At 67.4% G+C, this 19,135-nt stretch carries 15 protein-coding genes, 1 pseudogene and 1 riboswitch; of the genes and pseudogenes, 5 read left to right on the plus strand and 11 right to left on the minus strand.

Annotated elements, in window-relative coordinates; translation table 11 throughout:
* Positions 1-176: 176 nt before the first annotated feature.
* A complete protein-coding gene (locus AC5RV3_RS01560; protein WP_494120650.1) occupies positions 177-545 on the minus strand; it encodes a hypothetical protein in 369 nt (122 codons plus the stop codon).
* A 462-nt stretch (positions 546-1,007) separates the two neighbouring features.
* Positions 1,008-1,562 (minus strand): mycothiol transferase, encoded by a 555-nt coding sequence (locus tag AC5RV3_RS01565; RefSeq protein WP_494120651.1) that lies wholly within the window; start codon positions 1,560-1,562, stop codon positions 1,008-1,010.
* Positions 1,563-1,836: 274 nt separating this feature from the next.
* Positions 1,837-1,902, plus strand: a riboswitch (guanidine-III (ykkC-III) riboswitch).
* Positions 1,903-1,912: 10 nt separating this feature from the next.
* Here AC5RV3_RS01565 and AC5RV3_RS01570 point away from each other — a divergent pair.
* The 3 genes from AC5RV3_RS01570 to lplAB all read left to right on the plus strand — a co-directional run bounded on the left by AC5RV3_RS01570 (position 1,913) and on the right by lplAB (position 3,905).
* A complete protein-coding gene (locus AC5RV3_RS01570; protein ID WP_494120652.1) occupies positions 1,913-2,227 on the plus strand; it encodes a DMT family transporter in 315 nt (104 codons plus the stop codon).
* 10 nt (positions 2,228-2,237) lie between these two features.
* Entirely contained in the window at positions 2,238-2,573 is a 336-nt protein-coding gene (locus tag AC5RV3_RS01575; RefSeq protein ID WP_494112716.1) for a DMT family transporter, read from the plus strand.
* A 270-nt stretch (positions 2,574-2,843) separates the two neighbouring features.
* A complete protein-coding gene (lplAB, locus tag AC5RV3_RS01580) occupies positions 2,844-3,905 on the plus strand; it encodes a lipoate-protein ligase LplAB (RefSeq protein ID WP_494120653.1) in 1,062 nt (353 codons plus the stop codon).
* A gap of 26 nt (positions 3,906-3,931) precedes the next feature.
* On the opposite strand, the gene AC5RV3_RS01585 is transcribed toward lplAB, so the two are convergent.
* The 4 genes and pseudogenes from AC5RV3_RS01585 to glgC form a co-directional block, all read right to left on the minus strand.
* Positions 3,932-4,585: a dihydrofolate reductase family protein gene (locus AC5RV3_RS01585; protein ID WP_494120654.1), complete on the minus strand. Its 654-nt coding sequence runs from the start codon at positions 4,583-4,585 to the stop codon at positions 3,932-3,934.
* A 175-nt stretch (positions 4,586-4,760) separates the two neighbouring features.
* Positions 4,761-7,375 (minus strand): annotated as a pseudogene (pepN, locus tag AC5RV3_RS01590) (aminopeptidase N).
* Positions 7,376-7,415: 40 nt separating this feature from the next.
* Positions 7,416-8,435: a YeiH family protein gene (locus AC5RV3_RS01595; protein WP_494121005.1), complete on the minus strand. Its 1,020-nt coding sequence runs from the start codon at positions 8,433-8,435 to the stop codon at positions 7,416-7,418.
* A 196-nt stretch (positions 8,436-8,631) separates the two neighbouring features.
* Positions 8,632-9,912 (minus strand): glucose-1-phosphate adenylyltransferase, encoded by a 1,281-nt coding sequence (gene glgC, locus AC5RV3_RS01600; protein ID WP_494120655.1) that lies wholly within the window; start codon positions 9,910-9,912, stop codon positions 8,632-8,634.
* A gap of 104 nt (positions 9,913-10,016) precedes the next feature.
* Between glgC and glgA the strand changes: the two genes are divergently transcribed.
* Positions 10,017-11,213: a glycogen synthase gene (gene glgA, locus AC5RV3_RS01605; protein WP_494120656.1), complete on the plus strand. Its 1,197-nt coding sequence runs from the start codon at positions 10,017-10,019 to the stop codon at positions 11,211-11,213.
* A 24-nt stretch (positions 11,214-11,237) separates the two neighbouring features.
* Here the strand turns inward: glgA and AC5RV3_RS01610 are convergent, their stop codons facing one another.
* Positions 11,238-11,675 carry a protein-tyrosine phosphatase family protein gene (locus tag AC5RV3_RS01610; RefSeq protein WP_494120657.1) on the minus strand — a complete coding sequence of 146 codons (438 nt, stop codon included), beginning with the start codon at positions 11,673-11,675 and terminating at the stop codon, positions 11,238-11,240.
* Between the two features lie 65 nt (positions 11,676-11,740).
* Between AC5RV3_RS01610 and AC5RV3_RS01615 the strand changes: the two genes are divergently transcribed.
* Complete coding sequence (locus AC5RV3_RS01615) at positions 11,741-12,010, plus strand: DNA gyrase subunit A (RefSeq protein ID WP_494120658.1); 270 nt, start codon at positions 11,741-11,743, stop codon at positions 12,008-12,010.
* A 154-nt stretch (positions 12,011-12,164) separates the two neighbouring features.
* Here AC5RV3_RS01615 and AC5RV3_RS01620 read toward each other — a convergent pair whose 3' ends face one another.
* The 4 genes from AC5RV3_RS01620 to AC5RV3_RS01635 all read right to left on the minus strand — a co-directional run bounded on the left by AC5RV3_RS01620 (position 12,165) and on the right by AC5RV3_RS01635 (position 18,923).
* The gene (locus AC5RV3_RS01620; RefSeq protein WP_494120659.1) at positions 12,165-13,187 is read right to left on the minus strand and encodes a DUF808 domain-containing protein; all 1,023 of its coding nucleotides are present in this window, start codon (positions 13,185-13,187) and stop codon (positions 12,165-12,167) included.
* A gap of 147 nt (positions 13,188-13,334) precedes the next feature.
* Positions 13,335-16,661 (minus strand): ATP-binding protein, encoded by a 3,327-nt coding sequence (locus tag AC5RV3_RS01625; protein ID WP_494120660.1) that lies wholly within the window; start codon positions 16,659-16,661, stop codon positions 13,335-13,337.
* Position 16,662: 1 nt separating this feature from the next.
* Positions 16,663-17,463, minus strand: coding sequence for a DUF4194 domain-containing protein (locus AC5RV3_RS01630; protein ID WP_494120661.1), 801 nt, complete (start codon positions 17,461-17,463; stop codon positions 16,663-16,665).
* Positions 17,460-18,923: a DUF3375 domain-containing protein gene (locus tag AC5RV3_RS01635; protein WP_494112705.1), complete on the minus strand. Its 1,464-nt coding sequence runs from the start codon at positions 18,921-18,923 to the stop codon at positions 17,460-17,462. Before AC5RV3_RS01635 ends, AC5RV3_RS01630 begins: the two co-directional genes overlap by 4 nt.
* Positions 18,924-19,135: the final 212 nt, after the last annotated feature.

Below are 19,135 nucleotides of genomic sequence, written 5' to 3' on the forward strand. Positions count from 1 at the left end.
CGCCTTCCTTTCATGCTGGATCAGCATGGTGCGAACTTCGATTCAATGAACGCAGATCCTTCCGACAAAAGCCAATCAGCTAACGGCGCCCAAGGGGAATGAAGGGGCAAATAATCCGAGAACAGGGCAGGGCGCGTCCCGGGAATAATATGATGTGGAGGATCGAAGGTTGGAATTTAGGGGCGGTGCCGTTCGTCAGAGGCGTTGCGGTGTGAGCGTGCGTCTGCCTCCTTGAGGGCCTCGAGGAACTCCAGTCGCTCATCATCATCGATGACCAACTCTGCATGCTTTCCCTGAGGAGGGGCGACGAGTCTGGGGCCTGTGTAGGTGGCGCCTAGGTATAGATCGTTGAGGGCCTCTCCGGGTTCCGTCATCGGTTGGGAGATGCTCTTTTTACCGCCCCATGCAAGCCTGGCTACAAATACCCCGACGGCGATCAGCGACAAACCCTCGATGGCGTTTCCTCCCGACTGGGGGCGTCCAAAGAAGAACAACGCAGCGATGACCAGGATTATGCCGATCACTGAGGCAACCGCGATCTTCAATGTTCTCCGCATTCCCTTCTTCCAGTTTCGGCCTTTAGCGTCAAGGCTTTTCTGATCAGGTTATCCCGACAGGGGATATCATTCGATAGTTCGAGGAAGGGCCGCCGTTTGATGTCTAGGGACTCCACAGCATGCAACGTCAGCGCAGTGAAAGGGGCCAGTAGTATTCATGAAAGAAATCCCCGTTGCGGCAGGCGTCGCATCCGGCATCTCTATGATGTTCCTTGGCCTGGTTTTGGCCTTGTTTACCTGGATCGGTTTCGGGGGAATCAGCGAGGCCGACCAAGGACTGCCTCCTTCCCCTGTCAGGATCGGTTTCGTTCTCACTTTCCTCGGGCTAGGCGCCCTCGGCTTCGTGGTTGCCCTGATATCGGCCCTTCGGGCTGTGTGGCGCCTGGCGAAACGGCGCGCCGGGTAGCCCCATGCCGCGCAGGATCTCCCGCTGGGCACTGCAGGACGTTCTTAACCCGGCGGGTCCTGGCCGACGAGCCCGTCCACCGACTCACGGATGAGATCGGCGTGGCCGTTATGGCGGGCGTACTCCTCGATCATGTTGAGCAGGATGTAGCGCAGATTCGGTAGCTCAACGTCGGGGTTGGAGACGACTGTGCTCCGCCGTCCCGGACCGCCGTCCCTCAGGGCCTCGGCGAACAAGGCACGGGAGCGGGTCACGGCGTCGCGCCACTGTTCATAGAGCTGCTCGGGGAAGTCCTCGTGGGCGGAGCGCCAGTCCCAGTCGTGGTCGGTGTCCCAGTCGACGGCGTTCCATGGCGGGAGTCGGGCACGGCCATGCAGCCACTCGGTGGACATGTCGTCCTCGAAGCGGGCCAGGTGCTTGAGCATGCCGCCCAGCGTCATTGCTGAGGGGTTGAGCTTCTGTTGCAGGCCGGCCGCGTCCAGCCCACCGGTCTTCCAGGCAAAGGTAGCGCGCTGCCGCTCCAGAAAGCCCAGCAGGGTGGCGGTCTCGTCGCCGGCAATCGGCGGCTCGGGGTTGCCCTGGTAGATCTCTTCGTTCACCGGTTGCCTCCTCGTCCTTCAGGGTGACTGGGTTTTTCGAAAGCCCTTCGCGGCCGCCAGGTCTTCGACCGCGACGCCCACGTTCTCGCGCCGTTGCACCGTCTTGCGCACGACGGTAGCAACACGGCTCCCCAGGTTCGATGCCTATAGGGGATTGGTGCGCAGGGAAGCTCCAACAACCGGGAGGGCCATCAACGACGAAGGCCTGACCAAGGGGCTGGTGAGGTTGGCCACCAAAGCTGCGCACCGGCGTCGTACTTTGCTATTTTCTAGTCCAAGACCTGTTCCTTGGGTCTCCGGACGACGGTTCAGTACCCGGTGTGCGACAAGACTGGCCAAAGGAATCACACATGGAATGGCTGATACTTGCTCTGTCCGGCGTCCTGGAAGCAGTCTGGGCCACGGCCCTGGGCGCATCGAGGAATTTCCGCCGGTTCTGGCCCACCATCATTTTCGTAGTATCCATGGCCTTGAGCATGGCCGGCCTGGCCTACGCCATGACTGCCATACCGGTAGGGACCGCCTATGCGGTCTGGGTCGGCATCGGTGCGGTGCTGACCGCGGCCGTTGCCATGGTCACCGGCGCCGAGAAAGCGACGCTGATACGCGTCCTCCTGCTGCTGGGCATCATCGGCTGCGTTGTCGGCCTCAAGGCGATCGGCTAAGGGGGCTGGCATGCATTGGACTGTCTTGTTGATCAGCGCCGTCCTGGAAGCTGTGTGGGCAACAGCGCTGGGGATGTCGGACGGACTGAGCCGCACGGTGCCCGCCGTGGTGTTCTTCGTGGCCCTGACCCTGAGCATGGTGGGCCTGGGCTATGCCATGCGCGGCATCCCCATTGGCACAGCGTATGCGGTGTGGACCGGCGCGGGGGCGGCGTTGACCGTCGGCTACGCCATGGTGTTCGGCGGAGAACCTGCGAGCGTGCTCAAACTGTTGTTCGTTGCCGGGATTATCGCTTGCGTGATCGGGCTGAAACTTGCCGACACGGGAGACGAGAAGAAGGCATGAAAAAGCGCCGGCAGGTATGGAGAGGTTGGGGGAGTTACTCCATACCTGCCGGCGCTTGGACCGGGCACGTCCGGCCCCTCTTTCACTCGCACCGTGATGAGGTGTCTATGACACTACGCACGGGTTCTGGGCGCATCCCCGGCAAGAGCTGGGAGGAACCTGAGTCCCGCGCTGGACGGGCTGCCCGCAGGCCTTGATTAGACTGGGAAAATCTTCGGCCGCACCGCGTGGCGGCCTGTACCCGTCCGCCGGAAAGCAGAAGGAGCGCACATGACCGACCACCGCCACGGAGAGTACAAGGTCCAGGGCGGCAAGCTCGTTGTCGTGGGCTTCGATGTGGCGGACGGACAGATCACGCGGCCGTCGGTCAGCGGTGATTTCTTTCTGGAACCGGATGAAGCACTGGCGGACATCAATGCCGCGCTTGACGGGATGAGCATCGAAAGCACCCACGGACACTATGCCAGCGCGATTAATGCTGCGTTGCGGCCGGACGCGCAAATGTTTGGCTTCTCGGCCGATGCGGTTGCCGTGGCCGTGCGTCGCGCGCTCAACAAGGCCACCGGTTGGCTTGACCATCAATGGCAGGTTATTCCGCCCACCCCGCTGCCGACGCACCTGCATGTCGCGATGGACGAGGTCCTGACCCGCCAGGTGGGGGCCGGGAAGCGCCCGCCGACGCTGAGGTTCTGGGAATGGGAGGCGCCGTCGGTGGTGATCGGCAGCTTCCAGTCGGTCCGCAACGAAGTGGACCCGGAGGGGGTGGAGCGCCACGGCATCACCGTGGTACGCCGGATCAGCGGCGGCGGCGCAATGTTCATGGAACGCGGTAACGCGATCACCTACTCGCTGTACCTGCCGCAGACGCTGGTGGACGGACAGAGCTTCGAGGCGTCCTACGCGTACCTCGACGCCTGGGTCATGGCGTCGCTGGAGAAGGTCGGCATCAAGGCGTTCTACCAGCCGCTCAACGATATCGCCACGCCGGAGGGCAAGATCGGCGGCGCGGCGCAGAAGCGGTTGGCCAATGGCGGAATGCTGCACCACGTGACCATGTCCTACGACATCGACGCGGACAAGATGACCGACGTCCTTCGGATCGGCAAGGAAAAGATCTCCGACAAGGGCATTTTCAGCGCCAAGAAGCGGGTGGATCCGCTGCGCCGGCAGACCGGCCTGACCCGCGAGGAAATCATCGACGTGATGATCCGGACCTTCAAGGACCGCTATGCCGCCGAGGACAGCGTATTCTCCGAGGAAGAGCTGGCCATGGCCCGGGAACTCGTGGACACCAAGTTCGGCACGGAAGAGTGGCTGTACCGCGTGCCGTAGGGTGAGCGGCGGGAGCCGCGGGCCGGCTACCGGTCCGTGCTCCTGACCAGACGGGCGTGTGCCGCGGCGGGCGAGGCGGCGAATTCGACGCATTCGTAGCCGAGAGCGGCGGCGTCCAGGTTGTCGAACACGCGCTCGCCGGAGCCCAGCAAGACGGGCACGATGGCCAGGTGCAGTTCGTCCACGAGCCGCGCTCGCAGGTATTGCCGGACGGCGGATGCGCCGCCGCCGAGCCGGACGTCCTGCCCGGCGGCGGCATCGATGGCCTGCCGCAGGGCGGACTCGATCCCGTCGTCGACAAAGTGGAAGACGGTCCCGCCGGCCATGGTGATGGGCGGCCGCGGGTAGTTCGTCAGCACGAAGACCGGATGATGGAACGGCGGGTCTTCGCCCCACCAGCCCCTCCACTCCACGGAGGGCCACTCGCCGCGGACCGGTCCGAACATGTTCCGGCCCATGATGGTGGCCCCGATGCCCTCCTGCCCGGCCTCGACGAAGTCGTTGTCCACCCCGGTGGAGCCGCCGCCTTCGCCGCCCATGCGCTTGCCGGCAGCGGTGCGGAACACCCACTCATGCAACTGTTCACCGCCGACTCCCAACGGGTCCTCCGCGCGCTGGCGCGGGCCGGCTGCATAGCCGTCGAGCGAGACGGAAAAATTGTGCACTCGCAGCCTGGGCACGAATCCTCCTGCGCCTTAAGCCCGAACGTCCGGGGCGGTCCGGGGCCTTGGAAGACGACAGCCTATTCCAAGGCGGCGGCGCAGGGAACTGTCCAGCGGCTATCGGTCCGCCAACGTTCGCCGATGCGCCCTCAGCCGCTCGTCCGCCGTCTTCCGCTCGGGCGCCCGTATCCGCTTATCCGCGGGCGCCGGCCTGCTGCGCGCGGAGTGCCCGCAGCAGATGGTCGCGCTGTTCAATCACGATGCGGCGCAGCGCCGCCGGCGCCTCGGCGTGGTTGGCCAGCCAGGCATCGGTGCGTACGACGACGGGGTGTTCCGCAGGTGCCTGTCCGGAGACCAGATCCTGCGCGATGGGGTAGAGCCCCCGGACCAGCCTGCCCGCTATCTCGATGCTCTTCACCGACCAGATCCGATCGAGTTCCTCAAAGTACGGTTCCGCGTACCCGGCGTGAAGTTCACGTGGGCCCTGGCAGAATCCATCGATGGTGGCGTCCAGCAGCTCGTTGGACAGCGAATCGGTATGCACCGCGGTGTGCCAGGCCTGGGCCTTCACCTCCGGAACGGGCCGGGCCGTCATGGCCGCCAGGTGGCCAGCACGCGCAGCGGCATTGCGGTCGGATTCCAGGGCCGCATCCAGTTCCGCCGCCGAAGCGTGGCCGGTGGCCGCCAGCGCCTGCCAGAAGCGCCAGCGCAGATCCGTGTCCAGCTTGAGCCCTTCCAACACAGTGGTCTTGTCCAGCAGGCCGCGCAGGAACGGCGCCTGGGCGTCAGCGGCGCGTGCGACCGCTGCCAGCGACCGTGCCCAGGTCAGCTGCCGGTCGCTGCCCGGCCCCGCAGCTTCCACCTGGCGGCGGGCGGCAGCCAAAAAGTCTGTCCGGAGGCCTGCCCGGATGGCCGCCGGCGCGTAGCGGTCCATCGCGGTCTTGGCGCAGTCCAGAACCACCTGCAACACGCTGTTCTCGGTTTCTGCCGGCGCGAAGCGCTGCACAGCCTCCACATAGTCGGCGGCGGGGAGGCGCCCGTCGCGGGCCATGTCCCAGAGGGTTGACCAGCACAGGGCGCGGGCCAGCGGATCGGTGACCTTGTCCAGAGAGGAAAGCACCGTTTCCAGAGAGCGGGTGTCGAAGACGACCTTGGCATAGCTCAAGTCCTCATCGTTGAGCAGCAGCAGGGCGGGAACGTCCCGGCCCGCCAGCGCCGGAAGCTCGGTCCGCGGGCCTGCCACATCCAGCTCCAGCTGGTCCGTTCGGACCAGCCGGCCGGAGTCGTCCGGGTTGTACAAACCCAGCCGCAACCGGTGCGGCCGGAAGGACGGCTCGTGCGTCACCGGATCGACCGCTTCCTGGACGATGGCCGCGGAGGCGATCGCACCGCCGTCGTACTCGAGGTCCACGCCCAGGGTGGAGATGCCGGCGGTCTGCAGCCACTGCCGCGCCCACCGCTCCATGTCCCGGCCGGAAGCCCGCTGAGGGCGGTGAGGAAATCGGCCAGCGACGTATTGCCGTAGGCATGTTCGCGGAAGTACCGGCGGGAGGCGCCGACGAAGGAGTCGAAGCCGGCATAGGCTACCAGCTGTTTGAGCACCGAGGCCCCCTTGGCATAGGTGATGCCGTCGAAGTTCTGCTTGGCGGCTTCCAGGTCCGGGATGTCGGCGACGATGGGGTGGGTGGTGGGCAGTTGGTCCTGGACGTAAGCCCAGCCCTTGCGCCGGTTGGCGAAGGTGATCCAGGCGTTGGTCCATTGCGTGGCCTCCGCGGAAGCCAGGGACCCCATGTAGTCGGCGAACGATTCCTTCAGCCAGAGGTCGTCCCACCACTTCATGGTGACCAGGTCGCCGAACCACATGTGCGCCATCTCGTGCAGGATGGTGTTGGCGCGGGCCTGGTACTGCGCGTCGGTGGCCCGGGAGGAGAACACGTAGGCCTCGGTGAAGGTGACCAGACCGGGGTTCTCCATGGCGCCAAGGTTGTATTCGGGCACGAACGCCTGCTCGTACTTGCCGAACGGGTAGGGGTAGTCGAAGAGATCGTGGAAGAAATCCAGGCCGGCCTTGGTGACGGCGAAGATGTGCTCCGGATCGAAGGAGTCCGCGAGCGAGGCCCGGCAGTAGGCGCCGAGCGGCACACTCAGTTGTCCGCCGTCGGGCAGGATGCCCTCCCAGGTGTCCGTGGCCGCGTGGTAGGGTCCGGCCAGGACGGTGGTGATGTAGGTGGAGATGCGCGGCGTCGGCTCGAAACGGCGGACGGAGTGGCCGGGCGTGGAGCCCATCGGCTCGGTCACGGCCACCGCGGCGTTCGAGGCCACCAGCCAGTGGTCGGGGGCGGCAACATGGAAGCTGAAGCTCGCCTTCAGGTCCGGCTGCTCGAAGTTGGCGAACACCCGGCGCGCGTCGGCCGGTTCGTACTGGGTGTAGAGGTACGTTCTGGCGTCCACCGGATCCACGAACCGGTGGAGCCCTTCGCCGCTGCTGCTGTACAGCGCGGTGCCCGTGATCGTGGCCTGGTTCTCGGCCTCGAGGCCGGCCAGCGTGATCCGGGAACCGTCCACCACGTCGTCCAGGTCCAGGTGCCGGCCGTTGAGCGTGACGGAGTGGACACCGCCGTGGATGAAGTCGGCAAACACCGTGGCGCCAGGTTCGCTGCAGCTGAACGTGACGACGGTACTGGAGACGAAACCCGGCGCGTCGGGATCCTCGGCGTTGCGCAGGTCCAGCGAGACCTCATAGCTGTCCACCTGCAGGATGCTTGACCGTGCGGCCGCTTCGTCGCGGCCGAGGTTCTGGTTCGTCACCCGGCCCATTTAACCATGCGCGGGTCCCGTCGCGGCACCTTCAGCGTCCGCCCATCGCCAGCCAGGCCGCACCGATCCCCAGTCCGGCGATCAGCAGCCAGGAGAGCAAGGCCGTGGAGATGGCCGGCAGCGAGGAGCGGAGCAGTTCCCGCAGGCGGACGGCCGAGCCCAGCCCGAACAAGGCCGCGGCCAGCAGGAGCTCCTGCACGAACGCCAAGCCGTCCAGAACCGGCTGCGGCAGCCATCCCGTGCTGCGCAGCAAGAGGAGGGCAAGGAAACCGAGGACGAAGAGCGGCACCACCGGCGGCTGCTTGCCTAGCGCGCCGGTCCGGTCCGCGTGGACGGCTCTCGCCTTCGCCGCCCGCCGGCTGTGCAAGGCCGCCGCGGCCGTGACGGGTGCCAGCATCACCACGCGCGCGAGCTTGACGACGACGGCGATGGTCAGGGCCGCTGTGCCCGCGCTCTGGGCGGTGGCGACCACCTGTCCGACGTCGTGCACGGAGGCCCCGGTCCAGAAGCCGAACACTTCCGGGGTCATGCCGGTGACAGCCATGACGGCCGGCAGGACGCCGATGGCCAGGGTGCCGCACAGCGTCACCAGGGCGACGGGCATCAGCGTGTCCTGGCTCCGGCTGCCCCGGGCTGCGGCAACGGCACCGATGGCCGAGGCCCCGCAAATGGAGAATCCGGCGGCCAGCAGCACGGGCTGGTCGCCGGGCAAACGGTGCCAGCGCGCCAGCAGATAGGTTCCGCCGAACGCCAGCAGCAGCACCAGAACCACCAGCACCAGCGCGAACCAGCCCAGCTCGGCGAGGTCCGAGAGCGCCAGCCGGGCACCCAGCAGCACAATCCCGGCCCGCATCAACGTCCGGCCGCAGAAAGCCAATCCGGGATGCGCCGCCCCACCCGACCACGATGCAGTGGGCGGCAGGTTCGCCGCGAGGATGCCCAGGACGACGGCGAAACTCATCACCGGGACAGCCGGCGCCAGCCAGTGCAGGCCGTGGGCGGCAACAACCGCGGCCGCCGCAAAGAGCAGCCCCGGTCCGACTCGACGCAGCCAGGGCGTCGCGCGCGTTCCGGGACCGTGCTGCTCCTGGTGCTGTCCGTGCCGGGTAGGGCGGGGCTCCGGTGACTGAGGGTGAGGCACTTCGCTACCGTACCGCCTGCGGTTCACCGATCGGGCTCAGTCGGTACCGTGGCCTCAGGAGAGAGCGCGAGTAGGGTGCTACAAAGCGCTCGCCTTGTGTGCGCTGCTACAAAGAGGCTGCCTTGTGCTGGGCGCTCGCCGTGGGGTCGAGGAGGACGTTCTGGTCCTTGCTCAGGACGGTCAGCCCGGACTCGGTTACCGTGAAGCCCCGCGCGCGGTCCAGTTCCGGGTCGACGCCGATGGTGGCCCCGGCGGGAATGCGGACATTCTTGTCCACTATCGCCTTCCGGACTACGGCTCCTTCGCCCACCGTTACCTTGTCCAACAGCACGCTTCCGTGGATCTGGGCGCCTTCGGCGACGAAGACGTCGGAGGAGAGCACGGACTCGGTGACTTCTGCCCCTGAAACCACCACGCCCTGGGACAGGAGGGAATCGTGCGCCGTGCCGGCGGTGCCGCTGACTCCGCGGACCAGCTTAGCCGGGGGAGACACCGACTGGCGCGTGTAGATCGGCCACCGCAGGTTGTAGAGGTTGAAGGCCGGCAGCGGGCTGATCAGGTCCATGTGGGCTTCGTAGTAGGAATCCAGTGTGCCCACGTCGCGCCAATACTGCTGGTCCGCCCCGGTGGAGCCGGGAATGTCGTTCGCGGTGAAATCGTAGACGGCCGCTTCGCCGCGTTCCACGAAGTAGGGGATGATGTCGCCGCCCATGTCGTGGTTGGTGTCCAGCCGCTCGGCGTCGGCTTCCAGCGCCTGCAGCAGGGCGTCCGTGTTGAAGACGTAGTTTCCCATGGACGCCAGGAAACTGTGCGGGTCATCCGCCAGGCCGGGAGTCGTCGCCGGCTTCTCCACGAAGGCGCGGATTTTGGTGGGGGCATCGGGTTCGGACTCGATCACGCCGAACTGATTGGCCAGCGCGAGCGGCTGGCGCACCGCGGCCACACTGGCTACCGCGCCGGACGCTATGTGCTCCTCCACCATCTGGGAGAAGTCCATCCGGTAGACGTGGTCCGCGCCGACCACCACCACGATGTCCGGCCGGGCGTCGTGGATCAGGTTCAGGGACTGGTAGATGGCATTGGCGCTGCCCAGGAACCAGCTCTTGCCGCGCCGTTGCTGCGCCGGTACCGAAGCCACATAATTGCCCAACTGCGAGGCCATGCGCCAGGTTTCGGAAATGTGCCGGTCCAGGCTGTGCGATTTGTACTGCGTCAGCACCACGATCTCCCGGTACCCGGAGTTAACCAGATTCGACAACGCGAAATCGATCAGCCGGTAGCTGCCGGCAAACGGCACGGCCGGCTTGGCCCGGTCGGCGGTGAGCGGCATCAGGCGCTTTCCCTCGCCGCCGGCGAGTACAACGGCCAGGACCTTCTTCTGTGGCATTGTCTATCCAATCGCATCCGCGGTCCATTGCCGGACCGACATATGACGTCCCCCTTGTCCACACACAGTAGAGGAAGGGTCGGGCGTGCACTACGTTAGGTGTCGTGCGTGTAGACATTGTGACAAAAGAATTCCCGCCTGAGATCTACGGCGGGGCCGGCGTCCACGTGGCCGAGCTCAGCCGGGTGCTGGCCGGCCGGGTGGATCTGCATGTGCATGCCTTCGGGGCCGGGCGGCCGTCGGACTTCCATGGCGCTACGGTGCGCACCTACGGGGTTCCGGCCGGACTGCGGGAAGCCAATGCCGCGGTGCAGACCCTGGGCGTCGACCTTGAGATGCTCGATGGCTTCGCCGGAGCGGACCTCATCCATTCCCATACCTGGTACGCGAACATGGCCGGCCATTTGGGGTCGCTGCTCCACGATGTGCCGCACGTGCTCAGCGCGCATTCGCTGGAGCCGTTGCGGCCGTGGAAGGCCGAGCAGCTGGGCGGGGGCTACCGGCTCTCCTCCTGGGCAGAGCGCACCGCCTATGAGGCGGCCGCCGCCGTCGTTGCCGTGTCAGCCGGGATGCGCAGGGACATTCTGCGCAGCTACCCCGACGTGGATCCGGACCGGGTGCACGTGGTCCACAACGGCGTGGACGTGCAGGAATGGAAACCGGATCTGGGCGACGACGCGGTGCGCGCCTTGGGGATCGACCCGGACCGCCCCAGCGTGGTCTTCGTGGGGCGGATAACCCGGCAGAAGGGTGTGCCGTACCTGCTGCGCGCAGCGGCGTTGCTGCCGCCGGAAGTACAGCTGGTGCTGTGTGCCGGCGCTGCCGACACACCGGAACTGGCAGCCGCGGTGAATGCCCTCGTGGCCGGGCTGCGCGGGACCCGCGACGGCGTCGTGGTGATCGAGCGGATGCTCCCGCGGGCCGAATTGATCCAGGTGCTCAGCCATGCAACCGTCTTCGCGTGCCCGTCGATCTACGAACCGCTGGGCATCGTGAACCTTGAGGCCATGGCCTGCGGCGCCCCGGTTGTGGCAAGCGCCACCGGTGGCATCCCGGAGGTCGTCGACGACGGCGTCACGGGCACGCTGGTGCCCTTGGCGCAGGCGACCGACGGCACAGGAACCCCCTTGGATGAGGAACAGTTCGTCCGCGATTTCGCCGCCGCGCTCAACAAGACGCTGGATGACCCTGCCGCGGCCCGGCGCCAGGGCGAGGCGGGCCGCCGGCGCGCCGAGGAGCACTTCTCCTGGGACTCCATCGCCGAGAAGACCTTGGGCGTCTACCGCAGCGTCGTGGCATAAGAGGCGCAGCCCGCGCAGCCTGCGCTAGGGCCGTGAGGGGAACCGGCGCACGAAGCGTCGCTGCCACGGGGTTTCGACGGCGCCGGGGCGGTAGTGCTCCCGGATATAGCGGACGGCCTCGGCAGGCGGAATGCCGTCCAGGATCGCGATGCAGGCCAAGGCCGTGCCGGTTCGCCCCCGGCCTCCGTAGCAGGCAACCTCCACCCGTTCGTCCCCGGCGCGCAGCCACGCTTCGCGAAATGCCGTCTCGGTATCGGAGAGGTCTTCCGGCAGCCGGAGATCGCGCCAGTGTACCCACCGTTGCTCCCACAGGGTGGACGCCGGCGGCCGGTGCTTCAAGTACAGGGCAAATTCCGGCGCGGGCCCCGGTGGCAGCGGAACACGCAGGGCGCGGCCTCGCACCAGTCGCCCCGACGGCAGCCGCAGCACTCCCGGCAGCCCAGGATCCCACGGTGGTCCCATGGCAGAGAGGATAGCCCCGGACGGAGCGCAGCGTGCGGTTTTTCCCGGCGTGGGAGAATCGCCGCATGAATGAGGAGGAGCAGACGAGCGAACAGTTGATGATCCTCGAGGCGCTGCTGGAGGCAATGGATCGACGCGACGAGGTCTTTCAGGTGATTGAGGATTCAGAGGACATGGACGAAGCAACCCGTCGCGTGGGCCAGCTTTTGGGCGTGGGCCAAGCCCGCAGCCACGCGGTCCTGAACATGCAGGCCAGAAGATTCACCCGAGACCAGCGGCGGGCCATTACTGCCCAGGCAGAAGAACTCAGGTCGAAGTTGCCCGATGGACGCTGAACTGGTCACGTGCGATCCGCTTACTGTTGAGCGTCTGGATGGCTGAATGCGAAAGCGGTCCCGCTCCTCAAGAGTGGGACCGCTTTTGAAAGAGCCGCTATGCGGGGCCAAGGCTGGGATTCGGTGGGGAAGTCCTCTACCCGGCGCGCAGAGACTAAGAGGTGGGATCGGCGTCGCGTCCCGGCGGGCGATAGCCCGCGATGGCGGCGCGGACGTCGCCTTCTTTGTGCCCGCCCTTCTTCTTGCCGAACGGCAGCACTTTTAGCAGCGGGTGCACGATAGCCATGACGACGAGGCCCCAGGCGAGTCCGAGGACGGCCGAGCACAGGGTGTTCACGAGCCAAGCCAGGAAGCCGCCGACTACCGGGATCCCAACGAACGGGGCCTCGAGGACGTGGACCAGGTCGTAGGGAGCGTGCCAGCCGAGGTCGTATGCCCCCTGGAGCATGATGTGGCCACCGACCCAGAGCATGGCGATCGTGCCGACGAGGGTGATCGCGGCCAGCACGGCGGGCATGCCCTTGACGAGCAGCGCGCCGAAGCGCTGCGAGCCCGCGGAGTCCTTGGTGGTCAGGTGCAGGCCGATGTCGTCCATCTTGACGATGAGCCCGACGGCGCCGTACACGAGCACCGTGATCGCAACCGCCACGACGACCAGGATGAGCGCCCGGACCCACAGGGACTCGTCGGCCACCTCGTTCATCGAGATCACCATGATCTCGCAGGACAGGATGAAGTCGGTGGTGATGGCGCCCTTGGTGACCTTGGCCTCAGCCTCCGGTCCTCGTTCGACCGCCGGCGCCTTGTCTGCCGCGTGGTGTCCGCGGAGCTTGTGCCAGACCTTCTCGGCACCCTCGTAGCAGAGGTAGGTGCCGCCCAGCATGAGGATGAACGGAATCACGCCCGGGATGAAGGCGCTGATGAGCAGCAGCGCCGGCAGGATGATCAAAAGCTTGTTCCGGAGCGAGCCCCAGAAGATCCGCTTGATCATCGGCAGTTCGCGGGACGGGTCTGCCCCGGACACGTACTGCGGGGTGACGGCGGCGTCGTCGATCACGACGCCGGCGGCCTTGGCCCCTGCCTTGGCGGCCCCGGCTGCGACGTCATCCACCGAGGCGGCCGCTATGCGCGCCAAGGCTGCGACGTCGTCCAGCAGGGCTACGAGACCGCCGCTCACAGGTCGCCCCCGCACTGCTCGACGGCGGATTGCTGGGCGTAGATTCCACGGTGCAACTGCGTGATCGGCATGCTCAAAAGTATACGGCGGCGGGCCACCCGTCGACGCGAGGGAGTGCATTCACCGAGGTCGGCCAGGGACGACCAATCAGCGCAACACGATGTCCACCGGTCGCGCCAGCGAGCGGCCGCGTTCCAGGATGCCCGACCGGTTGGCGGATTCATCGCGCAGGATTTCGGTGACCGAACCGAGGAAGCGGGCCAGGTCCACCTTGTCCTCCGGGGCGGCCAGCAGCAGCTGGAAACCGAATTCGTGCAGCGCGTTGATACTCGCCTCGGCGAACGCAAGCGATGATTTCACGAAGGCCTCGTCCATCATCACGGTGCCGAAGGTGCTGAAGCCCTGCCCGGCGATGCCCAGTTGGTAGGCCAAGGCCGAGGCCATGATGAACGCGGTGAAGCGCTGGCCCTCGCCGCCGGACATCAGGCTGGCCTGCAGGTTGGTGTAGGCGCGGCCGTCGGCCAGGAGATTGGTGCAGGTGATATCCACGTGCGACCGCACGTCCAGGACCTCGGCGCGCCAGCGACGCTCGTCCTCGGCGGCCAGCTTCTCCACGATCCGCTCCAGGGCAAGGTAGCGGGCGTCCATGTCCTCGGCGGTCTGGCGCTTGCCCATGACCGGCAGCGCGTTCTTCAGGTCCGTGCGGAACTTGTGCGAAGCGTCCGGCACTGCATTGGCGATTTCAATCTGCAGGTGGCTGTCCGCGTGGTAATTCACCCGCCGCAGGATTTGGTTCAGCGGCTGCAGCCGGGAAGCGATGCTGCGGCGTTCTTCGTCCAGCAACTGGAGCAGGTCGCTGAAGCGTTCGTAGGTGCGGTTGTTGAAGTACTCGCGGAACTCCGCCTCCCGCTGCGGCAGCCCTTCGCCCACGATGTCGTGGTAGCGGGCCTCGTAGTCGGCGGCGGCTTCCAGGGACGTGCCGTGGTCTGAGCCCCACTGCCTGCCGTAGGACTCGAAGATCTTTACCAGCTGGTTGCCGGCCTCCAGTTGGGTCCGCTCCAGCACGCCGCGGGAGGTCAGGAGTGCGCGCTCCACCCGGGTGCAGACGTCCCCCAGGAAGGCCAGGTCGGTGATCTCCCCGTACGGGGCAAAGAGGGCGTCCAGCTCGAAGGCCAGTTCGTCCGTCAGCTGTCCGGCGGTTTCGCCGGTGGCGGCCAGGGCGTCGCGGCGCCCGCGCGCGGCATCCAGCTCGGCGGCCAGCCGGGCGGCGTCGCCCTTGAGCACACCGATCTTCTCCGTGGCGGCGGTGAGGTCCAGTTCCGCCGTCTCCAATTCGAACCGCAACTGCTCCAGGTCCGCGTTGGCATCCCGCGCCTGCTCCAGGCGTTCCGCTGCCGCGGCCACGGCGGCGGCGTGTGCTTCGGCGGAAACCTCCTCCCAGTCGCGGGTGTCGGCCGCCACGGCCTTGGCTGCGGCCAGCCGGCGGCCCAGATCCTGCTGCTCGCGGGCGCGTTCGGCGGATTCGGCATCCGCCGTGCCATACGTCTCGCGCAGTTCCAACAACCGCGCGGCGAGGGCGGCAATCTTGTCCCGGTTGTCGAAGCCGAGCAGATAAGCGGACGCCCCGGTGTGCCGGTCGTCCTTCTCCGTGGTGCTGCTGCTGCGCTTTACCGCACCGCCCAGGGTGACGCCGCGGGCGACGTGTGCCAGTTGGTCCGGGTCGTCGACGCAGACGTAGTCGTACTGCGCCGTGATCTTGCGCCGGACCCAGTGCCCCATGGCGGTGTCCTTGGTGACCAGTTTGGTGACCAGGTCGTCGTCGCCGGCTTCGGCCTTTCCGTCCAGCGGGGCGCTGACGTCGATGATCCGCAGGAAGCCACGGATATTGTGCTCGTTCAGGTAGCGGGTGACGGCTTTCATCCGGTCGCCCGGAACCAGCATCGCCGAGGCCAGCGACCGCAGCGCGCGTTCGGCCGCCGGACGCCAGCGGGCCTCGGCGGCGACCATATCGATCAGCTCGCCGGCAAACGGAAGTTCCTCTTCCGCGATGCCCGTGGCGGCACAGATGTGCCGGCGGCGCTCCAAACTCTCGGGACGGATGTTGCTGGTGCGGCGGCGGAAGGACTCGATTTCTTCCTCCAGCGCACGGATCCGGCCCTTGAGGGTCCAGGCCTCGCCCTGGGCGTCGTTGCTGCGTTCGCGGGCCGACTCGGCTTCCTTGGCGAGATCCTTGGCCAGCACGGCGGCACGGCTGCGCGCCGCAGCGAGGCCGGCGGGACTGAAATCGGCCTCGATCCCTGCGGCCGCGATCTCGTCCCGGACGGCATCTTCGACGGACTGGCGGGCCCGCAGCTCGGCCTGGGCCGCGGCGAGCTCGCGTTCCAGGGTGGCGACGGCGGAGCCTCCTTCGCTGCCGTACCGCGACCGCAGCACCCCCGCCTTCTCCCTAAGGCCGTCCCGTGCCGCTTCGGCCGCTGCCAGCGCGGCCGCCGCTGCCGTTGCTTCCGCTTCCAGCCGGTCGATCTGCCGGCCGTGGCAGTCCAGCGCCAGGCGGCGCCGGTAGAGCGGCAGGGCCTGGTCCGCCAACACGCGATTGTGCTCCAGCTCCGACTGCGTCTGCTGCAGCTCCTGATGCAGCTGTGGGACGGGGGCCAGCAGGTCCCGCTGCTGCCGCGCGCGCTCCAGTTGCCGCCTGATGCTGCTGAGGTGGCTGAAGTCTTCCACGGCCTCCTCGGCGGCGGCCAGCGTCCGGGGCGTGTCCAGCACGTGGTTGCGGAAGAAGTCGTTCACGGTGCCGCCCAGGCCCCTGCCGGTCTGCAGCGTCCGCAGCAGGCCGAAGGCCTTGTCCTGGTCGATGCCCAGCGCTTGCCGGAAACGCTCCGCGAACGCCTTGTGCGAATCGAAGACCTGGCTGCCCGGCAGCAGCGCCTCCAGCGACGTCTTGCTGAACCGGCCGAGCATGCCGGCCTCCAGCGCGGAAATGTCCAGCGCCTTGTTGTGCAGCGCGTAGAAGCGGCCCACATTGTGTTCGGTGCCGTTGGCCGGCAGGTCCAGGAGCACGGATAGGCTGGTGGTCTGTCCCAGGGCGTTGTCGAAGGTGAGGCAGACCGCCGACCAGGTGGCGCCGGGACGCTGGTAGAACGTGGCGGTCCGTGAGCCGTCGCCGTCCGCCGGCGTGGCGCCCAGCCGCCCGCGCATGTAGCTGAACGCGGTCCGCCGTTCCTCGGCGGCGCTGCCGGCGCTGGTTTGGGCCGCCTCGTTCATCTTTGGCCGGGCGTCCAGCACCTGGAGCATGCCGTCGAAGATGGTCGACTTGCCAACGCCGGAGCCGCCGGTCAGCAACGTTCCGGCACGGTCCACGCGGATGGTGTGGGCCCCGTCGAAGGTGCCCCAGTTGACCAGTTGCACGCAGCTGAGTCGGTGCTGGCCGGGATTCAGCAGCCCGTCCATGGGAAGGATCGTTTCGATGCTCATGTCAGGCCTCCTCGCCGTCGAAAGCCGACTGGTCCGTCTCCGGTGCCTCGCTGGCCGGCGGGAGAGTGCCGGCCAGCGAGCCGATCACCGCCGGTATGTCGCCGATGTTCTCGAAGGGCAAGGCCAGCGGCAGAGCCGGGGAAATGACCCACACGTCCGGAAGTTCCGTGGCTTCCAGCAGCCGGCGCTCGTTGGACAGCTTGCGGATGGAGGCGTCGGCCAGATCCTCCACGTGCTTGGCATCGCGCTGTTCCGGGTCCACGTAGTCCTGCAGTACGTCGATCACGTCGGCCCGGCTGATCAGCGGCTCCGTCCCGGTGCCGGCATGCCGGTCCTGGATGAGCCGCATGCGCAGCAGCAGCAGAGTCTCTTCGCGCGTCATTTCCCGCTGCCGCTGCAGGGCGTTGGTGTGCGGCTCGGCCATGGGGACCGGCCGCAGCATGGCGACCTTGCGGTCTTCGTCGATGACCAGCTGCAGGAACAACTCGCTGAGCCGGGAGGCGAGGACACGGCGGTGTTCCACCACGGTGTCGTAGACACGGTCGGTGGAGCCGCCGTGCAGGTAGGGGCCGCGCAGCAGCCGGATCAGGGCCTGGCGCAGTTTCAGGGGCAGCTTGCCGGTATCGCCGTCGAAGAGTTCCGGCCCGTCCACGATCTCGTCGTGGGCGGGCTCCTCCCGAGCCTCGTCGGGATCGGCTTCTTCCAGCGGGCCGCGTTCTTCTTCCGGCGCAGCCGCCGCGTCGGGCCCTGCAGGCGCTTCGGGGAATACCTCGGCCACCTCGTCCTCGGTCAACTCGTTCATGAATCTGCAGCTTTCGTGAAGGTAACGGCAGGCAGCACCGCTGTTCGTTCGCTGCCGTCGATTTGGATCAGGGTGACGCTCTCGGTCGCGTCCGAATCGAGCACGCCGCCGGAATTCAAGGCCCGGTGCAGCAGCCAGCGCAGGCTGTTCAGGTGCCGGTGTTCCGGTTCAAGCTGGTCGTAGACCGCCGACAACGGCGCCGGCCCACGGGACTCGACAGCGGTGCGCACCGCACGGGAGAGCACCGCGGCGTCGGCCTGCGGCGTGCGGACCGCGTGGCGGATGTCCGCCTCGGTGAACTCCGGCGGTGGCGGCAACTTGGCCGGCGCCTGGTGATCCTGCGGATCATAGAGCCGGATCATGCTCACCGATTCAAAGCCGGAGCCGTAGAGCTGGGGCGCCGGTACCACCGCCCGCCGGCCAGGCAGGCCGTGACGGGACTTGAAGATGGCTGCCTCGGCCGCCCGAATCGCCTGGCGCAGCTGGACCGATTCGCGGTAGTCGTCCGACTGCACGAAGGTGTGCATGCTCTCCGAGAGCCGCCCGTAGATGCGGTGGATCTCGGCCGATTGGGCCCGCAGCTGGGGCATGAGCTGCTGCAGGGCCTTCCGGTCCTCCGGCTCCAGGCCGTCGGCGAAGTCCCGCTCGAGCACGTCGGCGATGGCCTGCCGGAAGCGCTGCTGCTGGTCTTCGTCGTTCAGGAACGCCGTGAAGCTCTCGTACGTCCGGCCTTCACTGGTGCCGCGCAGCCGCTTGTCCGCGTCGAGCACCTCGCCCATGGTGATGCCCTTGGTGGCATTCGACTCGACGATTTCGGCGCGCAGCGTGTGCAGCATGCGCTCCAGACCGTCGCGCATCCGCTTGAAGTCCGCCGGCAACCCGGCCGCCAACGCCAGGATGTCCCGTGCGGCTTCCGCGGCCGCGGCCTCGGGCAACGACGCCGGCGCGTCGCCGGCTTCCAGCGCGCGAATCTTTTCCTGCCGTTCGGCGATTTCGGCCCGCAGCACACCGATGCGCGCCTCGGGATCCGGATCGGTCTCATGGGCCAGGGCCTCGACCCGGGTGAGCAGCGTGGCCAGGCGGGAGCTGTTCAGGGAGGAGGAGGCCCCGGTTAGGCCGTCCAGGTACTCCAGGAACCGCACTGTTGCTTCGGTGGGCTCGTAAACGAACCGGCCGCCCTCGCGCAGGCGGGACAGGAACCTGCGGGCCACCCAGTCGTCGGCGTACTGGCGGGCGGACCAGTCCTCGCGCAGCGGTGCTCCGGCCCGCCGCAGCTCGGCCAGGAACGAGTCGGTGTTGCGGTGGAACTCCTCCAGCGGCAACTGCGGCCGGGAGCGGGTGAAAGCGGTCCGGAACAGTGCCGGCACCCAGGGGCTGGCGGCGGCGAGCTTGATTCCCGGCGTCGCGGACATAGCCTGCAGCTCCTGCCAGCGGGCAAGGGCATTCTGGGTGAAGGACATGCTGTGCTTTCCGCCCGCGGAAGGGAAGAGCGGGCCCAGAAAATCTTAGCCGCTCCCGCTCCGCTGACCGCGGCGGTGCCCGCCACGGGTGCGCCGTGTCGCCCGGGCCTCACCCGCTGCCGACGGCGGTGGGCCCGCCACGGGTGCGCCGTGTCGCCCGGGCCTCACCCGCTGCCGACGGCGGTGGGCCCGCCACGGGTGCGCCGTGTCGC

The sequence above is a fragment of the Arthrobacter sp. Y3221114 genome (genome assembly GCF_059092625.1).